The organism is Azospirillum melinis (assembly GCF_013340935.1).
Lineage (GTDB): Bacteria > Pseudomonadota > Alphaproteobacteria > Azospirillales > Azospirillaceae > Azospirillum > Azospirillum melinis.
Genome location: NZ_WHOS01000002.1, coordinates 282,196 through 304,284, shown reverse-complemented (window position 1 = coordinate 304,284; position 22,089 = coordinate 282,196). Strand labels below are relative to the sequence as shown.

The 22,089-nt window shown below is 66.4% G+C and carries 17 protein-coding genes and 1 pseudogene; 8 read left to right on the top strand and 10 right to left on the bottom strand.

What is annotated here, in order from left to right:
- Nucleotides 1-19: 19 nt before the first annotated feature.
- The gene (locus GBZ48_RS03040) at nt 20-1,060 is read right to left on the bottom strand and encodes a TRAP transporter substrate-binding protein (protein ID WP_109450900.1); all 1,041 of its coding nucleotides are present in this window, start codon (nt 1,058-1,060) and stop codon (nt 20-22) included.
- Between the two features lie 142 nt (nt 1,061-1,202).
- On the opposite strand from GBZ48_RS03040, the gene GBZ48_RS03035 reads away from it, so the two are divergent.
- Entirely contained in the window at nt 1,203-2,291 is a 1,089-nt protein-coding gene (locus GBZ48_RS03035; protein ID WP_174469649.1) for a LacI family DNA-binding transcriptional regulator, read from the top strand.
- A 193-nt stretch (nt 2,292-2,484) separates the two neighbouring features.
- Here GBZ48_RS03035 and GBZ48_RS03030 read toward each other — a convergent pair whose 3' ends face one another.
- Both GBZ48_RS03030 and GBZ48_RS03025 read right to left on the bottom strand, forming a co-directional pair.
- Nucleotides 2,485-3,267, bottom strand: a complete 783-nt coding sequence (locus tag GBZ48_RS03030; RefSeq protein WP_174469648.1) for an SDR family NAD(P)-dependent oxidoreductase — start codon at nt 3,265-3,267, stop codon at nt 2,485-2,487.
- Nucleotides 3,268-3,349: 82 nt separating this feature from the next.
- Nucleotides 3,350-4,216, bottom strand: coding sequence for an NAD(P)H-binding protein (locus tag GBZ48_RS03025; RefSeq protein ID WP_211105603.1), 867 nt, complete (start codon nt 4,214-4,216; stop codon nt 3,350-3,352).
- Nucleotides 4,217-4,334: 118 nt separating this feature from the next.
- Here GBZ48_RS03025 and GBZ48_RS03020 point away from each other — a divergent pair, with 118 nt between their 5' ends.
- Complete coding sequence (locus GBZ48_RS03020; protein WP_174469647.1) at nt 4,335-5,246, top strand: LysR family transcriptional regulator; 912 nt, start codon at nt 4,335-4,337, stop codon at nt 5,244-5,246.
- Nucleotides 5,247-5,511: 265 nt separating this feature from the next.
- Here GBZ48_RS03020 and GBZ48_RS03015 read toward each other — a convergent pair whose 3' ends face one another.
- From GBZ48_RS03015 to GBZ48_RS03005, 3 genes are all read right to left on the bottom strand, one after another.
- Nucleotides 5,512-8,700, bottom strand: a complete 3,189-nt coding sequence (locus GBZ48_RS03015) for an efflux RND transporter permease subunit (RefSeq protein ID WP_174469646.1) — start codon at nt 8,698-8,700, stop codon at nt 5,512-5,514.
- A 102-nt stretch (nt 8,701-8,802) separates the two neighbouring features.
- A complete protein-coding gene (locus GBZ48_RS03010; RefSeq protein WP_174469645.1) occupies nt 8,803-9,966 on the bottom strand; it encodes an efflux RND transporter periplasmic adaptor subunit in 1,164 nt (387 codons plus the stop codon).
- A 5-nt stretch (nt 9,967-9,971) separates the two neighbouring features.
- Nucleotides 9,972-10,733 carry an alpha/beta hydrolase gene (locus tag GBZ48_RS03005; protein WP_174469644.1) on the bottom strand — a complete coding sequence of 254 codons (762 nt, stop codon included), beginning with the start codon at nt 10,731-10,733 and terminating at the stop codon, nt 9,972-9,974.
- A gap of 248 nt (nt 10,734-10,981) precedes the next feature.
- On the opposite strand from GBZ48_RS03005, the gene GBZ48_RS03000 reads away from it, so the two are divergent.
- The 6 genes and pseudogenes from GBZ48_RS03000 to GBZ48_RS02970 all read left to right on the top strand — a co-directional run bounded on the left by GBZ48_RS03000 (nt 10,982) and on the right by GBZ48_RS02970 (nt 17,344).
- On the top strand, nt 10,982-11,173 hold the full coding sequence (locus tag GBZ48_RS03000; RefSeq protein ID WP_174469643.1) for a hypothetical protein: 192 nt from the start codon (nt 10,982-10,984) through the stop codon (nt 11,171-11,173).
- Nucleotides 11,174-11,227: 54 nt separating this feature from the next.
- Nucleotides 11,228-11,368: pseudogene (locus tag GBZ48_RS02995) on the top strand (IS1 family transposase); the annotation flags it as partial.
- Between the two features lie 1,148 nt (nt 11,369-12,516).
- Nucleotides 12,517-12,804 carry a hypothetical protein gene (locus GBZ48_RS02985; RefSeq protein ID WP_174469642.1) on the top strand — a complete coding sequence of 96 codons (288 nt, stop codon included), beginning with the start codon at nt 12,517-12,519 and terminating at the stop codon, nt 12,802-12,804.
- 1,191 nt (nt 12,805-13,995) lie between these two features.
- Nucleotides 13,996-15,321 (top strand): solute carrier family 23 protein, encoded by a 1,326-nt coding sequence (locus GBZ48_RS02980; RefSeq protein WP_174469641.1) that lies wholly within the window; start codon nt 13,996-13,998, stop codon nt 15,319-15,321.
- Nucleotides 15,322-15,484: 163 nt separating this feature from the next.
- The gene (locus tag GBZ48_RS02975; RefSeq protein ID WP_174469640.1) at nt 15,485-16,192 is read left to right on the top strand and encodes a hypothetical protein; all 708 of its coding nucleotides are present in this window, start codon (nt 15,485-15,487) and stop codon (nt 16,190-16,192) included.
- 153 nt (nt 16,193-16,345) lie between these two features.
- Entirely contained in the window at nt 16,346-17,344 is a 999-nt protein-coding gene (locus tag GBZ48_RS02970) for a LysR family transcriptional regulator (protein WP_174469639.1), read from the top strand.
- A 7-nt stretch (nt 17,345-17,351) separates the two neighbouring features.
- On the opposite strand, the gene GBZ48_RS02965 is transcribed toward GBZ48_RS02970, so the two are convergent.
- The 4 genes from GBZ48_RS02965 to GBZ48_RS02950 are packed head-to-tail and all read right to left on the bottom strand — an operon-like array spanning nt 17,352 to nt 22,084.
- A complete protein-coding gene (locus GBZ48_RS02965; RefSeq protein WP_174469638.1) occupies nt 17,352-19,004 on the bottom strand; it encodes an FGGY-family carbohydrate kinase in 1,653 nt (550 codons plus the stop codon).
- Nucleotides 19,005-19,025: 21 nt separating this feature from the next.
- Complete coding sequence (rbsK, locus tag GBZ48_RS02960; RefSeq protein WP_174469637.1) at nt 19,026-19,949, bottom strand: ribokinase; 924 nt, start codon at nt 19,947-19,949, stop codon at nt 19,026-19,028.
- 30 nt (nt 19,950-19,979) lie between these two features.
- The gene (locus tag GBZ48_RS02955) at nt 19,980-21,065 is read right to left on the bottom strand and encodes an aldose 1-epimerase family protein (protein WP_174469636.1); all 1,086 of its coding nucleotides are present in this window, start codon (nt 21,063-21,065) and stop codon (nt 19,980-19,982) included.
- 26 nt (nt 21,066-21,091) lie between these two features.
- Nucleotides 21,092-22,084 carry an ABC transporter permease gene (locus GBZ48_RS02950; protein ID WP_174469635.1) on the bottom strand — a complete coding sequence of 331 codons (993 nt, stop codon included), beginning with the start codon at nt 22,082-22,084 and terminating at the stop codon, nt 21,092-21,094.
- Nucleotides 22,085-22,089 lie beyond the last annotated feature (5 nt).

Genomic DNA, 22,089 nt, shown 5'->3' with positions numbered 1-22,089 from the left:
GAAAGGGCGGCAGCCGCGGTCAGGCAAGCTTGCCGACCGCCTCTTCCAGCAGGCCCCAGGCCTCGTCGCCGAAGCGGCCCTTCCACTCGCCGTAGAAGCCGGCGTCGCGCAGCTTGGCGCGGAAGCTGTCGGGCGAGGGCTGGTTGAAGGTCAGCCCCTTCGATTCCAGGTCGGCCTTCACCGACTGGTTCAGCGCCTTGATGTCGCCGCGCTGGGCCACGCCGGCATCGTTGATGGCGTTGGCGACGATGGTCTGCATGTCCGCCGGCAGGCCCTTCCAGGCGCGGCCGTTGGCGATGAACCAGAAGCCGTCCCAGATGTGGTTCGACAGCGAGCAGAACTTCTGCACCTCGTACAGCTTGGCGACCTGGATGATCGGCAGCGGGTTCTCCTGCGCGTCGACGATCCGGGTCTGCAGCGACGAATAGACCTCGCTGAACTGCAGGCTGGCCGGGGCGGCGCCCAGCCCCTTGAACATGGCGATGCTGAGCGGGCTGACCGGAACGCGGATCTTCAGCCCGTTCATGTCGGCGGCGGAAGTGATCGCCTTGTCGCCGCTGGTCATCTGGCGGAAGCCGTTGTCCCACATCTTGTCGAACGCATAGAGCCCGACCTTGGAAATGGCGTTGCGGACATGGGCGCCCAGCTTGCCGTCCATCGCCTTCCAGACCTGATCGTAGTCGGAGAAGGCGAAGCCGACCGCGTTGATCGCGGCGACCGGGACCAGCGTGGCGATCACCAGCGCCGACGGCGTGAAGAAGGTCAGGCCGCCGCTGCGCACCTGGGACAGCATGTCGGTGTCGCCGCCGAGCTGGTTGTTCGGGAAGATCTTGATCTCGACCTTGCCGTTCGATTCCTTGGCGATGCGCTCCGCCGCCTGCTGGGCGCGGACGTTCAGCGGATGGCTCAGCGGCAGGTTGTTGCCATACTTCAGCTCGAACTCGGCGGCGCGCGCGATGTGCGGCATGCCGATCACGGCACCGGCGGCACCAATCGCCGGAATGGCGGCGGGGGTGGCGGCGATGGCCTTCAGCATCGTGCGGCGGCTCAGACTGGTCATTTCAAACCTCCCATGGATTACCGGCCGACGTTGCTGTTTCCGGCCTTGCGTTTCTGATGTGATCTGATGTCAATTGATGATTGTTGGATGGACGGTATGTCCAGCGCCGACAAGTGTCAAACACCGAAATTGATGGTTTTTGATGGTTTCATTGAAGGACGATCCGGAAATTGCCGCCGGACCCCGCGGCCTGCCGCGGGTGGTCGACATCGCCCAGGCGGCGGGGGTCTCCACCGCCACGGTGGACCGCGTGCTGAACAACCGGCCGGGGGTGCGCGCCGCCACCGTGCAGCGGGTGCTGAAGGCGGCGGCGGCGCTGGACTATCTGCCCGACGGCGACCTCTATGCCGCGGCGGGTCAGAAGCCGATGCGGCTGTCCTTCCTGCTGCCCGCCGGCAACAACCGCTTCCTGACCGGGCTGGGCGAGATGATCCGCCGCGCGGATTCCATGCTCGCCCCGCACGGGGTCAAGGCACAGGTGGAGTTCATCAAGAGCTTCAATCCGGACCTGCTGGCGCGCAGCCTGTTCCAGCATGGCCGCCGCGCCGACGGCGTCGCCTTCATGGCGCTGGAGCATCCGGCGGTGCGCGAGGCGGTGGACGCGCTGGCCGACCGCAATGTGCCGAGCGTGACGCTGATCTCCGACATCCTGAACTGCCGGCGTGCCGGCTATGTCGGGCTGGACAACCGCGCGGCCGGCCGCACCGCCGGCTATCTGATCGCGCGCTTTTTGAAACACCGCCCGGCCAAGGTGGCGATGATCGCCGGCAGCCTCAGCTACCGCGCGCACGAGGACCGCGAGATGGGCTTCCTCCATGTCCTGAAGGAGATCGCCCCCGACATCGAGGTGGTGGGCCTGCGCGAAGGCCATGACGACGAGGGAAAGAGCTACCGCCAGACCCGCATGCTGCTGGGCCTGCATCCCGACCTTGCCGGGGTCTACAACATCGGCGGCGGGGCGGAGGGCGTGGCCCGCGCGCTGAAGGAGACGCGGCGGGAGCGCGAGATGGTCTTCATCGGCCATGGCCTGACCACCGAGACCAGAGGCCTGCTGATCGACGGTGCGCTTGATGCGGTGATCACCCAGGATCCGCGCAACACCCTGTCGGCCTGCGTCGGCATCTTCACCAACCTGCGCGCCGGCCGCCCGGCGATGCAGGCGGTGGAAAGCCCGCGGGCCGAAGTGATCTTCCGAGAAAACCTGCCGAAAAACATGCTGCCGGACGAATGATACCGTCGAGCGTAAGTCCTGACTTATGCTCTGCCGTAAGGGCCGCGACTGCGGCCCCGCAGGCCCATGCCTGCGCAGGCAAACGGCCGGATGGCCCGCGCCCGCCGATTGAGAGCAAGCGTAAAGCCTGATCTGTCAGGCTTTACGCGCGATGGCATGAAAGGCGAAATCCCCTCTCGTCCAGGGGGGAGGGTCACCGGCCGGTCGCGGATGGAAAGGGGATGCCGGTGATGTCCGCGCAGCGGCTCAGAAGCAAGTCCTGAAGCGCGGGATCGCGGGTGTCCGGATTGGGGCTCCGGCGCTCCATATGATAGAAATATTCGCCCGACACCCGACCGGCGGCCTCGCCTGCGGCAAGCCAGGCCTGGGTAAGGTGGGCCTGCCTCATGTCGTCGGTGGCGGTTGGGCCGCCCATCCGCGTCTGCACCCAACCGGGCTCAAGCGCGTTCGAGAGAACGCCGGGCCAATGGCGGGCGACGGCGAAGGCGAACATTGCGTTATAGAGCTTGCTCTCGGAATAGGCCTCCGTGCCGTCCCAGCGGCGGGTTTCCCAGAGCAGATCGTCGAAACGGGCCCGGGCGTGGTGATGCAGCGCGGAGCTCAGATAGACCAGCCGCGCAGGACGCTCGATCAGCGCCGTGAGGATGTAGGGCGCGATGACATTGACGGCGAAGACATGAGGCAGGCCATCTTCGGTTTCGATGCGATGCGGCTCGCGGTAGCCGACGGCAACGTTATGGATGACCGCGTCGAAACGGCCGAGCCTGTTGGCTTGCCCGGCCACGGATCTGGCGCCCGCAATCGTGGCGACATCCCCGGTGACGACGGCCTCGGCAGCCGGCAGCGCAGCCTTCGCGTCGCGTGCGCGCGCCGCATTGCGGGCATGGAGAACGACGGAGTGCCCCTGCTCCACAAGGAGTTGCCCGGCCATCAGGCCAAGCCCCTCGGAGGATCCGGTGATGAAGATGCGGTGCATATCGGCTCCTGTTCCAAGCTGACGATGTGCGGCGGCGCGACGCACGAACGGGTTGGGGCTGTCGGGACAGCGCGGACCATGCTCAGCCCTTGGCGATCAGCTCGCCAAGCACCGTCTCGAAGGTGACGGTTCCGCTGCGTTGCTCCGCGCCTTGCCGCTCGAAGTCGATCCAGCCCTCGTTGAAGCCATCGAGCATGCGGATGCGGCCCTGTGGATTCTGCATGCCTTGCGCGCGGAATATTGCGTCCCAGTTCTCGCGCGGCACGGCCACGGCTTCGACAGAATGGCCCAGCGCAGCGGCGAAGCCTGCCGCTTCGTCCCTGGCACTGTACATGCGCGGACCGGAAAGCTCGACGGTCCGGACACCGGTCCAATCTTCCCTGAGCAGATCGGCGGCCGTACGGCCGATGTCGCGGACGCTGACCATCTGGATCGCATGATCGAGCGGCTGAAGGTAGCTGTCGAACCGGCCCTTGCGTGCAGTGGCGACATCCCATGCGGCATTCTCCATGAACCAGGCTGCGCGGAGCAGGGCGGCCGGAACGCCCGTGGCGGCCAGCGCGGGCTCGTAATACCGCGCCCAGTTGAGCAGATTGAACTCCGTCGCCTGCGCGCCGACCGTCGAGAGCAGCACCACGCGGCCGGGCTTTGCATCGGCGATTGCCTTTGCCGATGCCTCGGCTCTGCGGCGGGTGTCGGGGAAGGTCGGTGCGGAATCGTAATTGGGCGGGTTCATCAGGAAGACCCCGTCCGTACCGGCGAAGGCGCGCGCGAGAGCCGCGGAATCGTCCGCTTCCGCAACGACCGCGACCTCACAGCCCCGGGCCCGCCAGGGAGCCCCCTTTTCCTCGCTCCGCACGACAGCGCGGACCTGCCGGCCGGCGTCGAGCAGCGTGCTGGCCGCGATTGCGCCAACTTTTCCGGTAATTCCCGTGATCGCGAACATCATGGCCTCCGTGCGCCATTCCGGCGTTTCGATTCCGATGGCCGCAAGCTATCCACTCCGGCACCTTTGCATTAGAGTGCGGAGGGGCAAACCAGACTTGAATAAAGATAGGGAATGCGAAATGGCTTTCGACAGCCGGTTGCTCGCCGGCGTCAGCGTGCTGGCCAGTGTCGTGGAGAGCGGGAGCTTCACCCGCGCCGGCGCGATCCTGGGTCTCACGGCATCGGGGGTCAGCCGGTCGGTCTCGCGGCTCGAAGAGCGCATCGGCGTGCGGCTTCTCGATCGGAGCACGCGGTCGTTGAGGCTCACCAACGAGGGAGCGCGGCTTTACGAGCTTGCCGCCCCCCATCTGTCCGGGATCGAAGAGGCGGCAAGTCTCGCGGCGGGGGCGGTGGGGCAGGCCCAGGGCTTGCTCCGGGCAAGCGTGAACCCGATCTTTGCGCGCAACGTGCTGGCGCCCCGCCTGCCGGAATTCGCGGCGCGCCATCCGGCGCTTCGGCTTATCCTCGTCCAGCAGCCGGACGCGGGCGATCTGGTCGCCGAGGGCGTGGATGTGGCGATCCGGTTCGGCCCCCAGCCCGATTCCACCCTGTCGTCACGGCTGCTGCTGGAAACGCGGGTGCTGACAGTCGCCTCTCCGGCCTATCTGGCGGCGATGGGCCGTCCCGAAACACCGATGGACCTCACGGGCCACGAATGCATCCAGTTCATGGATCCGCAGCGCGGCAGGCCTTTCGAATGGGAGTTCCGGCGTTCGCACGAGACGGTCATGGTGAAGGCGGGCGGCCGGTTCACCTTCACGGACGCGGATATGATGGTGGAGGCGTGTCTGGCGGGTTTGGGGATAGCCCAGGTCCTCGCCTTTGCGGTCGGAGGTCATCTGGCCGCCGGGGCACTGGTCGAACTTTTCCCGAATTGGCCGGACGAGACTTTCCCTCTCTATGCCGTCCGGCCGTCCCGGAGGTTGTCGCCCGCCAAGGTCGAGGCCTTCCTCGCATTCTGCGAGGAGATCGCAACGCCGCAAACCCCTTAGAGTGTGATCGTTTCAAGCGGTATCGCTTGAAACGTGAATCACACGGAAAACCAAAAGCTTAGAGTCTGTCTGGTGCTTCAATAAGCACCAGACAGACTCTAGGGCCGGGGGCTCATTCACCTCCGTCCGTAAAAAAAAGGCGGCGGGGGCGAGGGTTTCCAGGACCCCGCCCCGCGCACGCCCTTCACCGCGGCTCTTCACCCCAGGCCCTCTGCCTCCCGCTCACGCGCGAACCGCTTGCGCGTGAGCGGGGGAGAGGGAGGTATCAGCCCATCTTCCACTCCGCCGGCTGCACCCCGCCTTCCGCCGGCGCTTCCACCCGGCGCTCCACTCCGGCCAGCTTGCGCAGCAGCACGTAGAACACCGGGGTCAGCACCAGACCGAACAGCGTCACGCCGATCATGCCGGCGAACACCGCCACGCCCATGGCGTGCCGCATCTCCGAACCGGCCCCGCTGGAGGTGACCAGCGGCACCACGCCCATGATGAAGGCAATGGAGGTCATCAGGATCGGCCGCAACCGCAGCCGGCTCGCCTCGATGGCCGCCTGCACCACGCCGCGCCCCTCATGCTCCAGCTCGCGGGCGAACTCGACGATCAGGATGGCATTCTTCGCCGACAGGCCGACCAGCACCATGAAGCCGATCTGCGTGAAGATGTTGTTGTCGCCCCCGGTCAGCCACACGCCGAACAGGGCGGACAGCACGCTCATCGGCACGATCAGCAGGATGGCGAGCGGCAGGGTCAGGCTCTCGTACTGCGCCGCCAGCACCAGGAACACCAGCAGCACGCTGATCGGGAAGACCCACAGCCCGGCATTGCCGACCAGGATCTTCTGATAGGTCAGGTCGGTCCATTCCAGCTTGACGCCGCGCGGCAGCACTTCGGCCGCGATGCGCTCCGCCGCTGCTTCAGCCTGTCCCGACGAGAAGCCGGGCGCCGGCCCGCCATTGACGTCGGCGGCGGTGAAGCCGTTGTAGCGCACCACCATCTCCGGCCCGTAGCCCGGCTGCACCGTGACCAGCGACGACAGCGGCACCATGGTCCCCGCGGCGTTGCGGGTCTTCAGCACGCCGATGTCGTCGGCGGTGTCGCGGAAGGGCGCGTCGGCCTGCACCCGCACCTGGTAGACGCGGCCGAAGGCGTTGAAGTCGTTGACGTAGAGCGATCCCAGATAGATCTGCATGGTGTCGAACACGTCGGCGACGTTGACGCCCAGCTGCTTGGCCTTTACCCGGTCGAGATCGACGTCCAGCTGCGGCACGTTGATCTGGTAGGCGGAGAAGGTCGGCCCCAGCTCCGGCGTCTGGGCGGCGCGCTTGACGAAGGCGTTCACCGCGTCGCTCAGCGCCTCGTAGCCCAGGTTGCCGCGGTCCTCCAGCTGCATCTTGAAGCCGCCCAGCTGCCCCAGCCCCATCACCGGCGGCGGCGGGAAGATGGCGACGAAGGCTTCCTTCAGCCCGGCATAGCGCTGCTGCAAATCCATCGCGATGGCGCCGGCCGACAGCGACGGGTCGTGGCGTTCGGCAAAGGGCTTCAGCGTGACGAAGACGATGCCGGCGCTGGACGAGTTGGTGAAGCCGTTCACCGACAGGCCGGGGAAGGCGACGGCGCTCTGCACACCGGGACGCTTCAGCGCGATGTCGGTCATCTCGCGGATCACCGCCTCCGTCCGGTCGAGCGAGGCGCCGTTGGGCAGCTGGGCGAAGCTGATCAGATACTCCTTGTCCTGCATCGGCACGAAGCCCGACGGCACGGAGCGGCCGAGCAGCACCGTGGCGCCGATCAGCAGCGCATAGACCGCCAGCATCACGCCCTTGCGCCGCACCACCCCGCCGACGCCGCGGCCGTAGCCCTCCGACGCCCGGTGGAACACCCGGTTGAACAGCCGGAAGAAGCCGCCGAACACCTTGTTCATCGCCCGGGTCAGCCAGTCCTGCGGCTGGTCGTGGCCGCGCAGCAGCACCGCCGCCAGGGCCGGCGACAGGGTCAGCGAGTTGAAGGCGGAGATCACGGTGGAGATCGCGATGGTCATCGCGAACTGCTTGTAGAACTCGCCGGTCAGGCCGGTCATCGCCGCCAGCGGCACGAAGACGGCGACCAGCGTCAGCGCAATCGCGATGATCGGCCCGCTGACCTCCTGCATGGCGCGGATGGTGGCGTCGCGGGCCGACAGGCCGGACGCGATGTTGCGCTCGACATTCTCGACCACGACGATGGCGTCGTCCACCACGATGCCGATGGCCAGCACCATGCCGAACAGCGACAGCGCGTTGATCGAGAAGCCGAAGGCCAGCAGCAGCGAGAAGGTGCCGACGATGGAGATCGGCACCGCCAGCAGCGGGATGATCGACGCCCGCCAGGTCTGCAGGAAGACGATCACCACCAGCACGACCAGCGCCACCGCCTCCAGCAGCGTGTGGATGACGGCCTCGATGGAGGAGCGGACGAACTGCGTCGGGTCGTAGACGATGGAGTAGTCGACGCCTTCGGGCATGTCGCCCTTCAGCTCCGCCATCACCTTGCGCACCTCGTCGGAGATGGCGAGCGCGTTGGCGTCCGGCGTCTGGGTGATGGCCATCGCCACCGCCGGCTTGTTGTCGAGCAGCGAGCGCAGGCCATACTGGGCGGCGGCCAGCTCCACCCGCGCCACGTCGCGCAGGCGGGTGACGCCGCCGTCCTCGCCGGTCTTCAGCACGATGTCGCCGAACTCGTCGGCGGTCTTCAGCCGGCCGCGCGCGTTGATCGACAGCTGCATCGGCACGTCGGGCAGCGAGGGGGAGGCGCCGATCACGCCGGCCGCCACCTGGACATTCTGTTCACGGATGGCGTTGACCACGTCGGTCGCGGTCATCCCGCGCTGCGCCACCTTGCCGGGGTCGAGCCACACCCGCATGGCATAGTCGCCGGCCCCCCACACCTGCACCTCGCCGACGCCAGCGATGCGGGTCAGCCGGTCCTTGACGTTCAGCACCGCGTAGTTGCGCAGATACGTCATGTCATAGCGGTCGTTGGGCGACAGCAGATGCACGACCATGGTCAGCGTCGGCGAGCTTTTCACCGTGGCGACGCCCAGCCGCTGCACGTCGGACGGCAGCCGCGGCATCGCCTGCGCCACGCGGTTCTGCACCAGCTGCTGCGCCTTGTCCGGGTCGGTGCCCAGCTTGAAGGTCACCGTCAGCGCCAGGTTGCCGTCGCTGTTGGCCTGCGACTGCATGTAGAGCATGCCTTCGACGCCGTTGATCTGCTCCTCCAGCGGGGAGGCGACGGTCTCGGCGATGACCTTGGGGTTGGCGCCGGGGAACTGCGCGCGCACCACGACGGACGGCGGCACCACCTCCGGATATTCGGAAATCGGCAGGCGGAAGACCGCGATGGCCCCCGCCAGGAACAGGGCCACCGACAGCACGCCGGCAAAGATCGGCCTGTCGATGAAGAATTTCGAGATGTTCATCTGGGGTCTCCCAGGGTGCACGCTCCCCATCCCTCCCCGCGTCCAGCAAGGAATGCCGGGCGAGGAGGGTTAGGAAAGGCGCATGCCCTTCTTGTTCGTGTCTTAGCGGGCCGCCGTCTGGGTCTTCTCCATGCCCATGGCGACCGTCTTCGGCGTCACCGCCATGCCCGGCCGGGCGTGCTGCATGCCGTTGACCACCACCTGCTCGCCGGCCGACAGCCCCGCCGTCACCACGCGCAGCCCGTTCTGCAAGGTGCCGAGCTTCACCGGCCGGTATTCCACCTTGTTCTCCGCCGTCACCACCAGGACGAACTTCTTGTCCTGGTCGGTGCCGATGGCGCGGTCGTCGACCAGCAGCGCGTCATAGGGCTTGGTGCCCCCCACCTTCACCCGCGCATAGAGCCCCGGCACCAGCGTGCCGTCGGTGTTGTCGAAGCGGGCGCGCACGCGGATGGTGCCGGACACGCTGTCCAGCCGGTTGTCGACATGCTCCACCGTGCCCGACCGCGAGTACTCTTCCTCGTTGGCAAGGCCGAGCCGGACCGGGATCGTGCCGGAATCGCGCATCGGCGCGATGTGGCGCAGATAGGTCTGCTCATCGACGTCGAAGGAGGCGTACATCGGCGATTCCGACACCAGCGTCGTCAGCGGCTCCGCCGCCGCGCCGGCGGCCACCACGTTGCCGACCGTCCGTTCGGCGCGCGACACCCGGCCCGACACCGGCGCCGTCACCCGCGTGTAGCCGAGATTGAGCCGTGCGATGTCCAGCGCCGCCTGCGCCGCCTTCAGGTTGGCGGTCGCCTCGCGGGCGGCATTGTCGCGCTGGTCCATGGTGCTGCGCGAGATGGTGTCGTCGCGCACCAGCTTCTGCGCGCGGTCGAGGTCGGCGACGGTGAAGCGCACCCGCGCCTGCGCCGCGGCGACCTGCGCCTCGGCCCGCGCCACCTCCGCCTCATAGGGGCGGGGATCGATGGTGAACAGCACGTCGCCCTGCTTCACCAGCGCGCCGTTGCGGAAATGCACGGCGACGATGGTTCCGGGCACCTGCGGCCGGATGTCGACGCGGTCGACCGCCTCCAGCCGGCCGGAATAGGACTGCCAGTCCGTTACCGGCCGGGCCAGCACGGTGGCGACATCGACCTCGGCCGGCGGCGGGGCGGGCGATGCGGTCTGCGCTTCCGCCGGGCTTCGCAGGGTGACGGCGCCGGTCAGCGCCGCCACGGAAACACCGGCCGCGATCAGAAGGGAGAGTGTCTTGCGGGACATGACTTTTACCTGCTGCTTGAAGTGTCGGGACGGGCGCCGGTCAGGCGGCGCCGGAAGAAATCGGCCGCGGCGGCCAGCGCCGGCGGGTGGTTGGCGAGGCCGGCATGGCTGACCCCGGCAAAGCGGGTGACCTCGGTCGGCACCCCGGCGTCGATCAGCCGGGCGGCATAGCTTTCCGCCTCCGGCCGCAGCACGTCGTTCTGCGCGGTGGCGATCAGGATCGGCGGCAGCCGGCCGAGCCGGCGCGATTCCAAGGGGGCGGCATAGGGATGCAGCCGCAGCGCCGCCTCCGGCAGGTAGGCGCGGTAACAGCGCGCGCAGTCGGTCACGCTGTTCTCGCCATCCCCGACGCGGGTCAGGCTGGGATCGAGCATCGGCCCGAACAGCGCCTGCGCCGCGATCTCCGGCCCGCCGCGGTCGCGGGCGAGCAGGGTCAGCGACACCGCGACATGCCCGCCGGCATCGTGGCCGGCGACGCCCAGCGGCCCGGCCCGTTCGGCCAGCCACACGGCGGCGGCATGGGCATCCTCGATGGCGGCGGGGAAGGGATTTTCGGGGGCCAGCGCATAGCCGACGGCGACCACAAGCGCCGGAATGCTCTCCGCCAGCGCCATCGCCGTGATCTCCACCTCCTCGACGGAGCCGGAGGTGAAGCCGCCGCCATGGAAATACAGCAGTCCGGGCAGCGGCCCGGAAACCGCCGGCCTGAACAGGCACAGCGGAACCTTGCGACCCTCCACCGTCAGCGACGTGCGTGAACGTTCCATCCCGATCCGGCGACCAGCGCCCCTCCTGCAATGCGGCAAGAGGGATAATGTGCAGGTGCACGGGTGGGATAAAGCCGCTGCGGCTGGGAACAGAATTCAGCCGGGACGAACAATCGCGGCAGGGTGGCGGTGGCTGTTTGTGGGGGAAGGGCTATTCGGGCCGGTGTCCTCCCGGCGTGAAGGGCATTCGCATCCGGCTGCACGATCCTATATGCTCAACGGAAAGCATAACGGTGGAGGAAGCGAAAATGCGCTATCACATCACGGGGAGTTCTCAGGTTGGCGTTATGGGCCTGAAGCGGGACACTCTCGAAGGTGCGCTCAAGAAGGCCAACGAACTCCGCCAACAAGGCATTTATAACGACGTGCAGATCATTGATATCGAGACGGGACACATCGTCAAAGAGCAGTTGGCTGACGGCGATCAGGCAGGGAATTGAGCCCTGCCCAAAGGCCCGCTGGGCAGTCTGCCATCGTGCTGATGGGCGACTCCCAGCGGGCTGAACAACCGGGTGCAGATCACCACTGACGGGCACAAAGCGTATCTGGAAGCGGTGGAGGGGGCCTTCGGCGGGGATGTGGACTATGTCCGGTTCATCAAGCTCCAGGGCGATCTTCCGGAGTGCCACAAGGGCAGCTATCCGGCAGGGGAGGTCGTGATGTCCGTGCCCATGGAGCGCTCCACGTGGAATCCGCAAAAGCGCCCGACTGACACCGGAGCGCACGAGCCGACCGAGGAACTCACGCGGGTGGCGCTGTCCAAGCCGGTGGAGACCGAGGACGGCGTGCTGCCTGCCGGGTCGATGGGGACCGTCGTCGGCATATACCGGGGTGGTGCCGCCTACGAGGTCGAGTTCGCGAAACCCTTCCACACCGTCGCCACCGTCATGCCGGACGCCATTCGACATGCACGTGCCTGACGCCGACAGGGCAACGCTGGACCTCAAGAAGATCACCCATTGCCTGCTGGTGCCCGATCACCCCGAAGGCTAAGTTTTTCATGGCTTGCGGCTTCAGCCATGACACCGTCGCCGCCTTCAAGGCGGTGCTGCCGCCGCATCAGGATCAGACCTGATCCCACATTGCCGCTATAAACCGGCAAGCGCTCTCAATGTCATTCACCCTACGGACGTTGCTGTTAGGGGCTTGGAATACCTCCCCATGCTGAACGTCTATCGACATGCAAAGTCGATTGGACGCAACACGTTCTGATTGGATGTGTTGCTCAACGTGAAGCCGCGCCAATGCGGCGACGCAGTAGCCCATTTCCTGACGCCGAGCTCTCGCAGAGTCCGTGTCCGCGTCGTCCTGAGTCATTCTCAGAATTGCTGCCCCTATCTGCTGCTGACTCCGACTCGATCCATGGACCAGCATGTCTGCACGCACAGAGATTTCGACGCCTTGTATTGTTAGCTTTGGCTGGCTGTTTGGGGCAGGAATGAAATGAAACGCGGAAAGCCTATTGGACATTCTCTGAATAGCGTGCAGGACTTCAATAGAATGACGTGCATCCTCTTTCCGCATGCTGCTTTCAGAGGGATCATCCATCCGTTGAGAAAGCATATTCTCAGCAGTAACAAGGCAATTCACAGGGCGACGAATATCTGTTAAATATTGGCAGATTGCTGCCCTCGCGTCGCGATATCGGATGATAGGTGGAGTTTGAGGGTTCTTGGCCCTTCGAATGATACTTACCCTTGCCGTGTCAGACGACACCATGAAGAGGGCAAGTTCGTTGGTGGAAATCCTGGGCGCTTGCCGCACCGGGGGGAAAGCGATGGCCATGGACGATATCCTCATGAGCGCGAAGATCGGTGAGGGGCGGAGTGTTCATATTGCCACCCTTTCGCGTCAGACGATAGTTGACTCAGGTGCAGAGCACCTTGGGTTCAGTGGGTACTTTGTTTTCGAAGCTAGCGATCTCCCTGGCAACGGTGGTATCGACGTTCTCGGGAAGGCTCAGTCATTTGAAGCCGCCCTGCGATTGGCCGATATAATCGCTGCCGGATTGCGAACGACGTTCGTGCACGAAAGCGATGATGCTTTCATTGCGTGCTGCCACGCCGACTGACTCGCTCATATTGACCACCCGCTCTGTATTCGCTGAGCGTATGCACTGCCGCTCAGATGGCCTCGTTCTGCATTCTCCGAGTCGCACCAAAAGCATGCCGAAATGAACATCATGTTCTTGTTTGGGTACCTGACCGATCTTCATGTCACTGTCAGTGACGAGGGCAGAATGCGGCGCTTTTGAGGCGCAACTATGCTTGTACGCATCGCGGAAAACCGCGAATTCGACATAAATTCCTTATTTATCAATATGTTGCAACTTGAGAAGCATTATCATTTGCGCTTCTTAAAGTCCCCGTAGTCAACCTGTGGGGCGCAGCGGAGACCAGCAGCAATATTACTGGTACCGGCGGCGCTTGACAGCAACCCGCGGACTCGCTCTTTTGTCTGCATGTACTACTCAACGCGACACACGTCGCTACGTCGTGCCTATAGAGCGCTGGTGCGAATTCCCCTAGGCAACGAAGGAGGCTGCAAGGCCACAACGCCCTAACTTTGTCCGGCGTCAGAAGCCCAGCTAGTGATATGCGGCTGAGCGGACGCTCCCCAGAACCGGAGTTCCAGTCCAGTTCGTGGGGAGAGCCACTTTAGAACTTAACCGCAAAAATGCACTTGACTTGCGGTTCATGCTTTTGAGAAAGCGGAATTACGCTAACGCATGAGCTCGCATTTTTCAAGGGTCAAGTGCTCGTAAACCATGTGTTTAGGAGCAAACTAATGCACTCTCACCACGATAGCCGCACCGAATTCAAGGCAGAACTTCACTCCCCGCGTCGCGCCAACTTCATGAAGGCTTGTTACGTTAAGTGGCTGATTGAAGTAGAACGCACAACGCAGACTGAAGCGGCAATTCAAACTGGTCTCAATGGTGGGACGGTGAACCATATTGTCCATGGTCGCCGTTACCGGAGTGCGCGTCCTGTTTGTCCCCCTGAGTACAGGCGGTAACCGGGGGCACTCCTGCGGGTCGGCCTAGCCCTCTGGCGGGTCGATCCGCAGCCTTGTGCATCATGTGGCCGTCAGGACTTGAAGCATGGACGTGGCGCTGAATGTCCCCGTCCGGTCTTGTTGCTGACGTTCCTACCGCTTCCGCACAAAAATGTGGCGCAATGCCCCCGCAGACGCCAAAAAGCGGGCGACAATTCACCCACCGGCACCATTGCCGTTCCACCCCTCTTCGGACAAACCCTCTATGGCAGATTTCTTCCCGCGCTGGCCGCTCGCGACCGGCCCCGTCGTCCAGCCGGACGAGCGGCTTCCCTGGGGCTCGACCCTGACGCTCGGCGTCCAGCATCTCGTCGCCATGTCCGGCTCGACCATCCTTGGGCCGCTGCTGATGGGGTTCGATCCGAACCTCGCGGTGCTGTTCTCCGGCATCGGCACCCTGCTGTTCCTCGTGCTCACCGCCGGGCGGGTGCCGAGCTATCTGGGGTCCTCCTTCTCCTTCATCGCCGTGGTGATCGCGGTCACCAGCTACAGCGGCCAGGGGCCGAACCCGAACATCGGGCCGGCGCTCGGCGGCATCATCGCGGCCGGCGCCGTCTATGTCCTGATCGGCCTGCTGGTCAGCTACACCAGCACCAACTGGATCGAGCGGCTGATGCCGCCGGCGGTCACCGGCGCGGTGGGTGCCGCCATCGGCCTCAACCTGTCGCCGGTCGCGGTCAAGGGCATCGAGGGGACGGGGCCGCACATCCTCGTCGCCCTGTTTACGCTGCTCGCCACCGCCCTCATCGCGGTCTACGCCCCGCTCGCCATCCGCCGGGTGTCGATCCTCGTCGGCATCGCCGCCGGCTATGTCTTCTATCTCGTGCTGGCAAACGGCATGGGCCTGCTGCCGCCGGTCAGCTTCGCCGAGCTGGACGCCGCCCCCTGGTTCGGCATGCCGGCCTTCCGCACGCCGACCTTCGATGCCGGCGCCATGGCGCTGGTCGCCCCCATCGCCTTCATCCTCGTCGCCGAGAATCTCGGCCACATCAAGGCCATCGGCGCGATGACCGGGCGCAACCTCGACCGCTTCATCGGCCGCGGCTTCATCGGCGACGGCATCGCCACCATCGTGTCCGGCAGCGGCGGCGGCACCGGCGTCACCACCTATGTCGAGAACATGGGCGTGATGGCGGTCACCCGCGTCTTCTCCACCCTGATCTTCGTCGTCGCCGCCGTTGCTGCCATCCTGCTGGGCTTCTCGCCGAAGTTCGGCGCCCTGCTGCGGACCATTCCGGCCCCGGTGCTGGGTGGGCTGGCGACCGTCGTCTTCGGCCTGATCGCCGCGGCGATGGTGCGGCTGTGGGTCGACAACCGCGTCGATTTCTCCGATCCGCGCAACCTCATTACCGTCGGCGTGACGCTGGTGCTCGGCGCCGGCAATTTCACCGTCACCGCCGGCGGCTTCTCCATCGGCGGCATCGGCACTGCGACCATCGCCGCCCTCGGCCTCTACCAGCTGCTCGGCATTGGGCGGGCGCGCGAGGTTGTCCGCACCGCCTCCGGGCCTGACGGCGCGACGCTCCACTGAGGGCGACACTCCCCGCGCCGCCGCCCTCCCGGTACTGCCGGGGACGGCGGCGGCGCATCGGTCCCCCCGTGTCCAGCTCCGGCTTTTGACAAAAACTCTCCATTAAAGGACTAAAGTCCCATACCCTCTCCGCATTTGGTCCACCCATTTGCGGAGCCCTGCCATGCCTCTCGATCCCCGCAGCTTCACCGACGACAATTTCCCCCGCTGGGCGGAGGAGCCGCCGACGCCGTCCGAAGGCTCGCTGGTCCCCGGATCGCAGTTCCATGAGGAACAGTGGATCATGGCCGCCGGCATGCTGGCCCGCGGCAACAGCTTCCTTCAGGTCTCCCGTGCGATGGGATGCAGCCGCACCACGCTGTGGCGCGCCTATTACGGCTCAAAGGATTTCCGTCACAGGGTGTGGTGGGAGAGACAGGCGCTGAACCGCGAGGCCGAACTGCGCCTGCCCTCGCTGCGCATCCTCGTGGCCGAGCAGATCGAGCGGCTGGTGACCTCCGGCGATCCCGCCACCGTGCGCTGGCTGGCCGAGCGGCTCGGCCTGTTCGCCGGCCTCGACTTGCCCACGGCCAAGCGACAGGACTCCAAACCCGATCAGCCGCCCGCCCCGAAGCCGTCCCCGAGACCGGCCCCGAGACCGGAAGACCCGCCCGCCGTCACCGTCCCCGAACTCGACGACGACATCCCCGGCGCCATCCGCGAGCGCTGCCCGCCCAGCCCTGCCATGATTGCCGCCGTCATCGCCCAGCCGGAGGCGGTGGGGCCGAAGGGCGTCTTCCCCTGGACCGTCAACCAGTATGAGGACTACCCCAACCTCAACCCCGGCCCGGTGCCCCGCCGCGCCGCCGGCCCGTTCCCCGGCCGGCGGTAGCATGGAACAGTCGCCGGAATGCGTTCCACGCCGTTCCATCCCATCGCGGTACACCCACCACCCTTGATCCGCGACCGCCCGATTGCTATTCGCCGTTCTTCAGCGGACACTCTCCCGACTTGCGGGAGCCGCGATTGAAAGGACGGGGTCCGTATGGACAAGCTGCATGCGATGCGCGTCTTCATCCGGGTGGTCGAGGCGAACAGCTTCTCGAAGGCGGCGGAAACGCTGGGCCTGCCGCGCGCCTCGGTGACGACGACCATCCAGAATCTGGAGGCGGCGCTGGGCGTGCGCCTGCTTCAGCGCACCACGCGCAAGCTCAACCTGACGCTGGACGGCGCCGCCTATCTGGAGGGCGCCAGCCGCATCCTGTCGGAAATCGACGAGATCGAATCCACCTTCACCAGCGCCCGCAAGACGCCGCGCGGCCGGTTGCGGGTGGACATGCCGGGCTCCATCGGCCGGCTGGTCATCATCCCCTCGATCCATGAATTCCACGCCAAATACCCCGACATCGAGCTGATGCTGGGGCTGGGCGACCGCGCCGTGGACCTGATCCAGGAGGGGGTCGACTGCGTCGTCCGCGTCGGCGAGCTGGCGGACTCCAGCCTGCTTGCCCGGCGCATCGGCGCCATGCAGCCGATCACCTGCGCCAGTCCGGCCTATCTCGCCGAGCATGGTGTGCCCAAAACCATCGAGGATCTGGAGCGCCACATCGCGGTGAATTACTTCAGCAACCGCACAGGCCGGAACATGGAGCTTTGCTTCCAGCGCGACGGCGAGGTGAAGGAAATCACCATGAAGGGCGTCATCTCGGTCAACGACGCCGACGCCTATGTCACCTGCGGGCTGGAGGGGCAGGGCATCCTGCAGCCCGCCCGCTTCATGGTGTTGCCGCACCTGCGCAGCGGCGCCCTGCGCGAGATTCTGGCCGACTGGCGCCCGCCCCGAATCCCGATCTCCGCCGTCTACCCGCAGAACCGGCACCTGTCGCCGAAGGTGCGGGTCTTCGTAGACTGGCTGGCCGAGCTGTTCGAGCGCTGCCCGCTGCTCCAGGGCGAGGATCTGCCGGACGACAGCTGCGAGAAACACAAGGCTGAGAAAACCAAGGCGCCGGTGGAGCGGGAGGAGCTGCGCGAGTGCGTGATGTGAGGCGGTTCTAGCCGGCCGTCTCCATCCCCATCTCCATCAGGGCCCGGTAGGCCATCTGGTCCTCGTGCATCCGCAGGAACACGGCGTATTTGGCGTCGTGATAGGCCCGCAGCGGCCCCTCGGCCGGCATGATGCTGCGGCCGGCGCGGCTCATCCCGGCCATGCCGGCGGCGATGTCGGGGAAGGCGCCACCCGCCACCGCCCCCAGCACGGCCGCGCCCAGCAGCACCGCCTCCGGCTCCTCCGGCAGGACCAGGGTGCAGCCGGTGGCATCGGCATGGGCTTCCAGGAACACCGGATTCCTGGTGCCGCCGCCGCAGGCGAGGATGGTGTCGATGGCATAGCCGCGGTCGTTCATCGCTGCGACGATGTGCCGGGTGCCGTAGGCCACCGCCTGCACCGTCGCCAGATAGAGCAGCGCCAGATCCTCCAGCCCGTCCGACAGGCGGAGCCCGCTGATCGCACCGCGCAAACCGGCATCGGCCCGCGGCGAGCGGTTGCCGTGGAAATCCGGCAGCACATGCAGGTCGCGGGTCAGCATCGCCATCGGCACGCCGCTGCGCCCGGCCAGCGCCGCCAGCTCCTCGTTCAGCAGCTGGTAGACTGTGGTGCCGCGCCGCTGGGCCTCAAGGGCGAGGTCGGCATGGCGGGGATGGCCCTGCACCACATGGTCGATCAAGGCGCCGGTCGCCGACTGCCCGCCCTCGTTCAGCCACAGCCCCGGCAGCATGGCCGAATGGTAAGGCCCCCAGACGCCGGGGATGAAGCGCGCGGCACCGGGGCTCATCACCATATGGCAGCTCGACGTGCCGCCGATCAGCGCCAGCCGCCGGTCGAAATCGACGGTGCCCGCCGCCTCCAGCGGCACCCCGATCACCCCGATCCCGCCGGCATGGGCGTCGATCATCGAGGTGCCGACCGCGATGCCCGGCGTCAGCCCAAGCTCGCGCGCCGCCTCAAGGCTCAGCCCGCCGGCGACGGCGCTGCCGACCGCGCCGACCTCGGTGCCGATGCGGGCATGCCCCTCATCGACCAGATCGCCCAGCCCGATGGCGCGGAGGTAGTCGTCGTCCCAGCGTCCCTCATGCCCCAGATAGGTCCATTTGCACACCAGGGAGCACAAGGAGCGCCGTGCCGACCCGGTCGCCCGCCAGGTCAGGAAATCCGGCAGGTCGAAGAAATGGGCGGCGCGGCTCCAGCTTTGCGGAAGCTGCTCCTTCAGCCACAGCAGCTTCGGCGTCTGCATCTCCGGCGAGAGCCGGCCGCCGACATAGCGCAGAACCTCGTGACCGCCGGCATTGATGCGGTCGGTCTGGTCGATGGCGCGGTGGTCCATCCAGACGATGACGTTGCGGGCATCGTCGCCCTCCGGGTCGACCGTCACCGGCCGCCCGGCGGCGTCCAGCACCACCAGCGAACAGGTGGCGTCGAAGCCGATGCCGACCACCTCCGGCTTTTCGGCGCAGGCCGCCATCGCCTCCCGCACCGCGGCGCAGACGGCTGCCCAGATGTCGTCGGAGGACTGCTCCGCCCACTCCGGATCGGGCTTCCACATCCGGATCGGGCGGGAGGCGGCGGCCAGCCGGCGGCCGGCAAGGTCGAAGATGCCGGCCCGGGCGCTGCCGGTCCCCATATCCACCCCGATCACGGCGCGTGTCATGGCGTGTCCTCCTCCCGATGCTTACAGGCTGGCGCAGAAGGCCTCGAACGCCTCGCGGCCGGCATAGGATTTCTGGGTGCCCGGCCGGGTGATGCTGTCGGCGGCATAGCGCACCGCCATGTGCAGCGCCGCGTCCAGGTCGCGGTTCTCGACATAATAGCGGGCGAAGCTGCCGATGAAGGCGTCGCCGGCCCCGGTGGTGTCGACCGGCGTCACCCGCACCGGCTCGATCCGACGCGTCTCCTCGCCCTTGGTCACCAGGAGCGCGCCGCGGGCGCCCAGCGTGACGATCACCGTGCGGATGCCGCGCACGATCAGCGCGCGCGCAGCCGTCTCGGCCTCCGCCTCGGAGGTCACCGGCAGGCCGGAGATGGTCGCCAGCTCCGTCTGGTTCGGCACCAGGAAGGTGACCTGCTCGATCCGCTTCGGGTCCAGATCGGTGGGCGCCGGGGCCGGGTTCAGCAGCGTTTCGATGCCGTGCCGCGCGCCGAACGCGATGGTGTGGTAAATCGTCTCCAGCGGGACTTCCAACTGCATGACGATCAGGTCGCAGCCCTTCAGATCCTCGGCGGCACGATCGATGTCGGCCGGCGACAGCAGGGCGTTGGCGCCCTTGATGATCAGGATGCTGTTCTCGCCCGACGGCTCGACGAAAATGGGTGCCACGCCGCTGGAGGTGCCGGGCACCCGTTCGACGTAACGGGTGTCGATGCCGGACTCCTCGAAGTTGCGGATGGTGTTGTCGGCGAAGATGTCGTCGCCGACCTTGGTGACCATCATCACCTCGGCCCCCAGCCGGGCGGCGGCGATGGCCTGGTTGGCGCCCTTGCCGCCGCAGCCCATCTCGAAGCGCGGCGCCTCGATGGTCTCGCCGGGGCCGGGCATGCGGGCGGTGTAGGTGATCAGGTCGACCATGTTGCTGCCGACCACGGCGATCTTGCCCATCTTCGTCACTCCTTGTTACAGCGCCCAGACTCACAACGCCCTGATGGCGCGTTCCCCGGCTTCGGCCTCGTCGGCGGTCAGATAGCCCAGCCGCACGGAAAAGCGCCGGGTCTCGCCGCCCGCCAGCGTCTGGACATTGCCCTTCGCGCTCTCCGCAATGTAGCCCTCCGGCTCGCAGGTGGAGGGCAGGGCAAAGGCGCAGACCTTCTGGTCGCTGTTGACCAGCACCCAGCGCACCGTCTTGGGGAACTCCTGCGTGCTGTAGGCGATGTGGAAGGCGTCGCCCTCGCGCCGCCGCATCATCACCGCGGTGCCGCCTTCCTCGTCGGTGCGCAGGCCTCGGATGTAGAAGACCTGTTCCGGGTCGTAGCGCCCAGGCTCGTCCAGCACTTCCATCACCGCCGGATCGCGGGCGAGGTCGGACAGCAGTGCGTCATAGGCCGGGCTGCGCGGCACATGGGCCGGCACCACCGTGCGCACCGCCGTTGCCTCCGGTGTGAAGGGGGCGGGCTGGACGATGCGGGCACCCTCGGCGAAGGCGAAGTTGACGTGGCACATGTACATCAGGTCCATGGCGGCACCCGACAGGTTCTCCACCTCCATTCCGATGTCGAACAGGGCGGAGCCGGGACGCAGCACGACGCGCGGGCGGGCGACGTAATGGGCGCCGAAGCCCATCACATACTCGCGCCAGCCGGTCACCGCCATATAGGGGCCTTCGTCATCCTCCCCCACCTCCAGCCCGGCTGCATCCATCGGCGCGCACGGCATTTCGCCATGCAGGAGATGGCTGTCCTGCGGGCCGGGGCAGCCGTTGCGCAGCAGCCCGGAATGGAAGGCGAAGCAGCCATAGGTGCCGACGATCTCGGTTGCCGGACGTGGCATGTCGAACATATTCGACATGGTCAGGTCGACGCCGTCGAACACGGCGTCCCACACCATCTGGCCGTAATAGGGCAGCACCACCAGATGCCCGCGCCGATTGGACAGCCGCACCGCCTCGATCCCGCTGTCGTAGCGAAACAGGCTAGCGGTCATGCCATGCGCCTCGGCGACCGGACGCTCGGCCTCGCCGAAGAAGCTTTTGCGGAAATGGATTGCGGTTCGGACGCTCATGGGATTTCCTCCCTATCGGAAGCCGTCTAGCGGGTGCGGTTCTTGTAGGCGTTGATGGCGATGACCAGCAGAAGGAAGGCGCCCCAGATGAAGTCGATCAGGTGGTTGGAGAAGCGCAGGATCTGGAACCCGCTCGACAGCAGCATCAGCGCCGCCACCGCGATGGTGATGCCCAGAACCGTGCCGCGCCCTCCCGCGGGGTTGGTGCCGCCCAGCACGGCGATCAGCACCGCCTGCAGCAGGTAGGACGTGCCGTAATCCGACTTCGCCGCATTGGTCCGCCCCGACAGGATGATGCCGGCGACCGAGGCCAGCACGCCGGTCAGCATGTAGCTGTACAGCACCATCCGTTCCCGCTTCAGCCCGGCGAACAGCGCCGCCTTCGGGTTGGTGCCGATCAGCATCAGGTTGATGCCCAGCGCGGTACGGCTCAGCACGAAGGCGATCAGGACGGCGATCACCGCGAACAGCACGAAGGGCGTCGCCAGCCCGAGGATCTTGCCGTTGCCGAGGAAGGCCCAGGCGGTGGGAAAGCCGACGATGGCCGGTCCGCCGGTCAGCACGATGGCAAGCCCGGTGAAGACCTGTCCCGTTCCCAGTGTCGCCAGGATCGGCGTGATGCCGAGGCGGGTGATCAGCAGCCCGTTGACCGTCCCCGCCACCAGCCCGGTGCCGAGCGCGATCACCCCGCCCAACAGGACGGTCAGGATACCGGTATCGGCGATGCCGGCCGCTCCCGCCATCTTGTGGAACAGGACGCCGGCCAGGATGCCCGACAAATTGGCGACCCCCACCACCGACAGGTCGATACCGCCGGTCAGCATGGCGATCATCATCGCGATGGAGAGCAGCCCCAGTTCCGGGAAGATGTAGGTGATCGATTCGAAGTTGTAGTAGCGCAGGAACTTGTCCGGGCTGAGCGCCGTCATCACGGCGAAGATCAGCACCGTCATCACCAGAAGCTGGAGGATGTTGTTGTCGCGGTTGACCAGGCTGCGGATGTTCATTTGTGCCTTCATGCTCC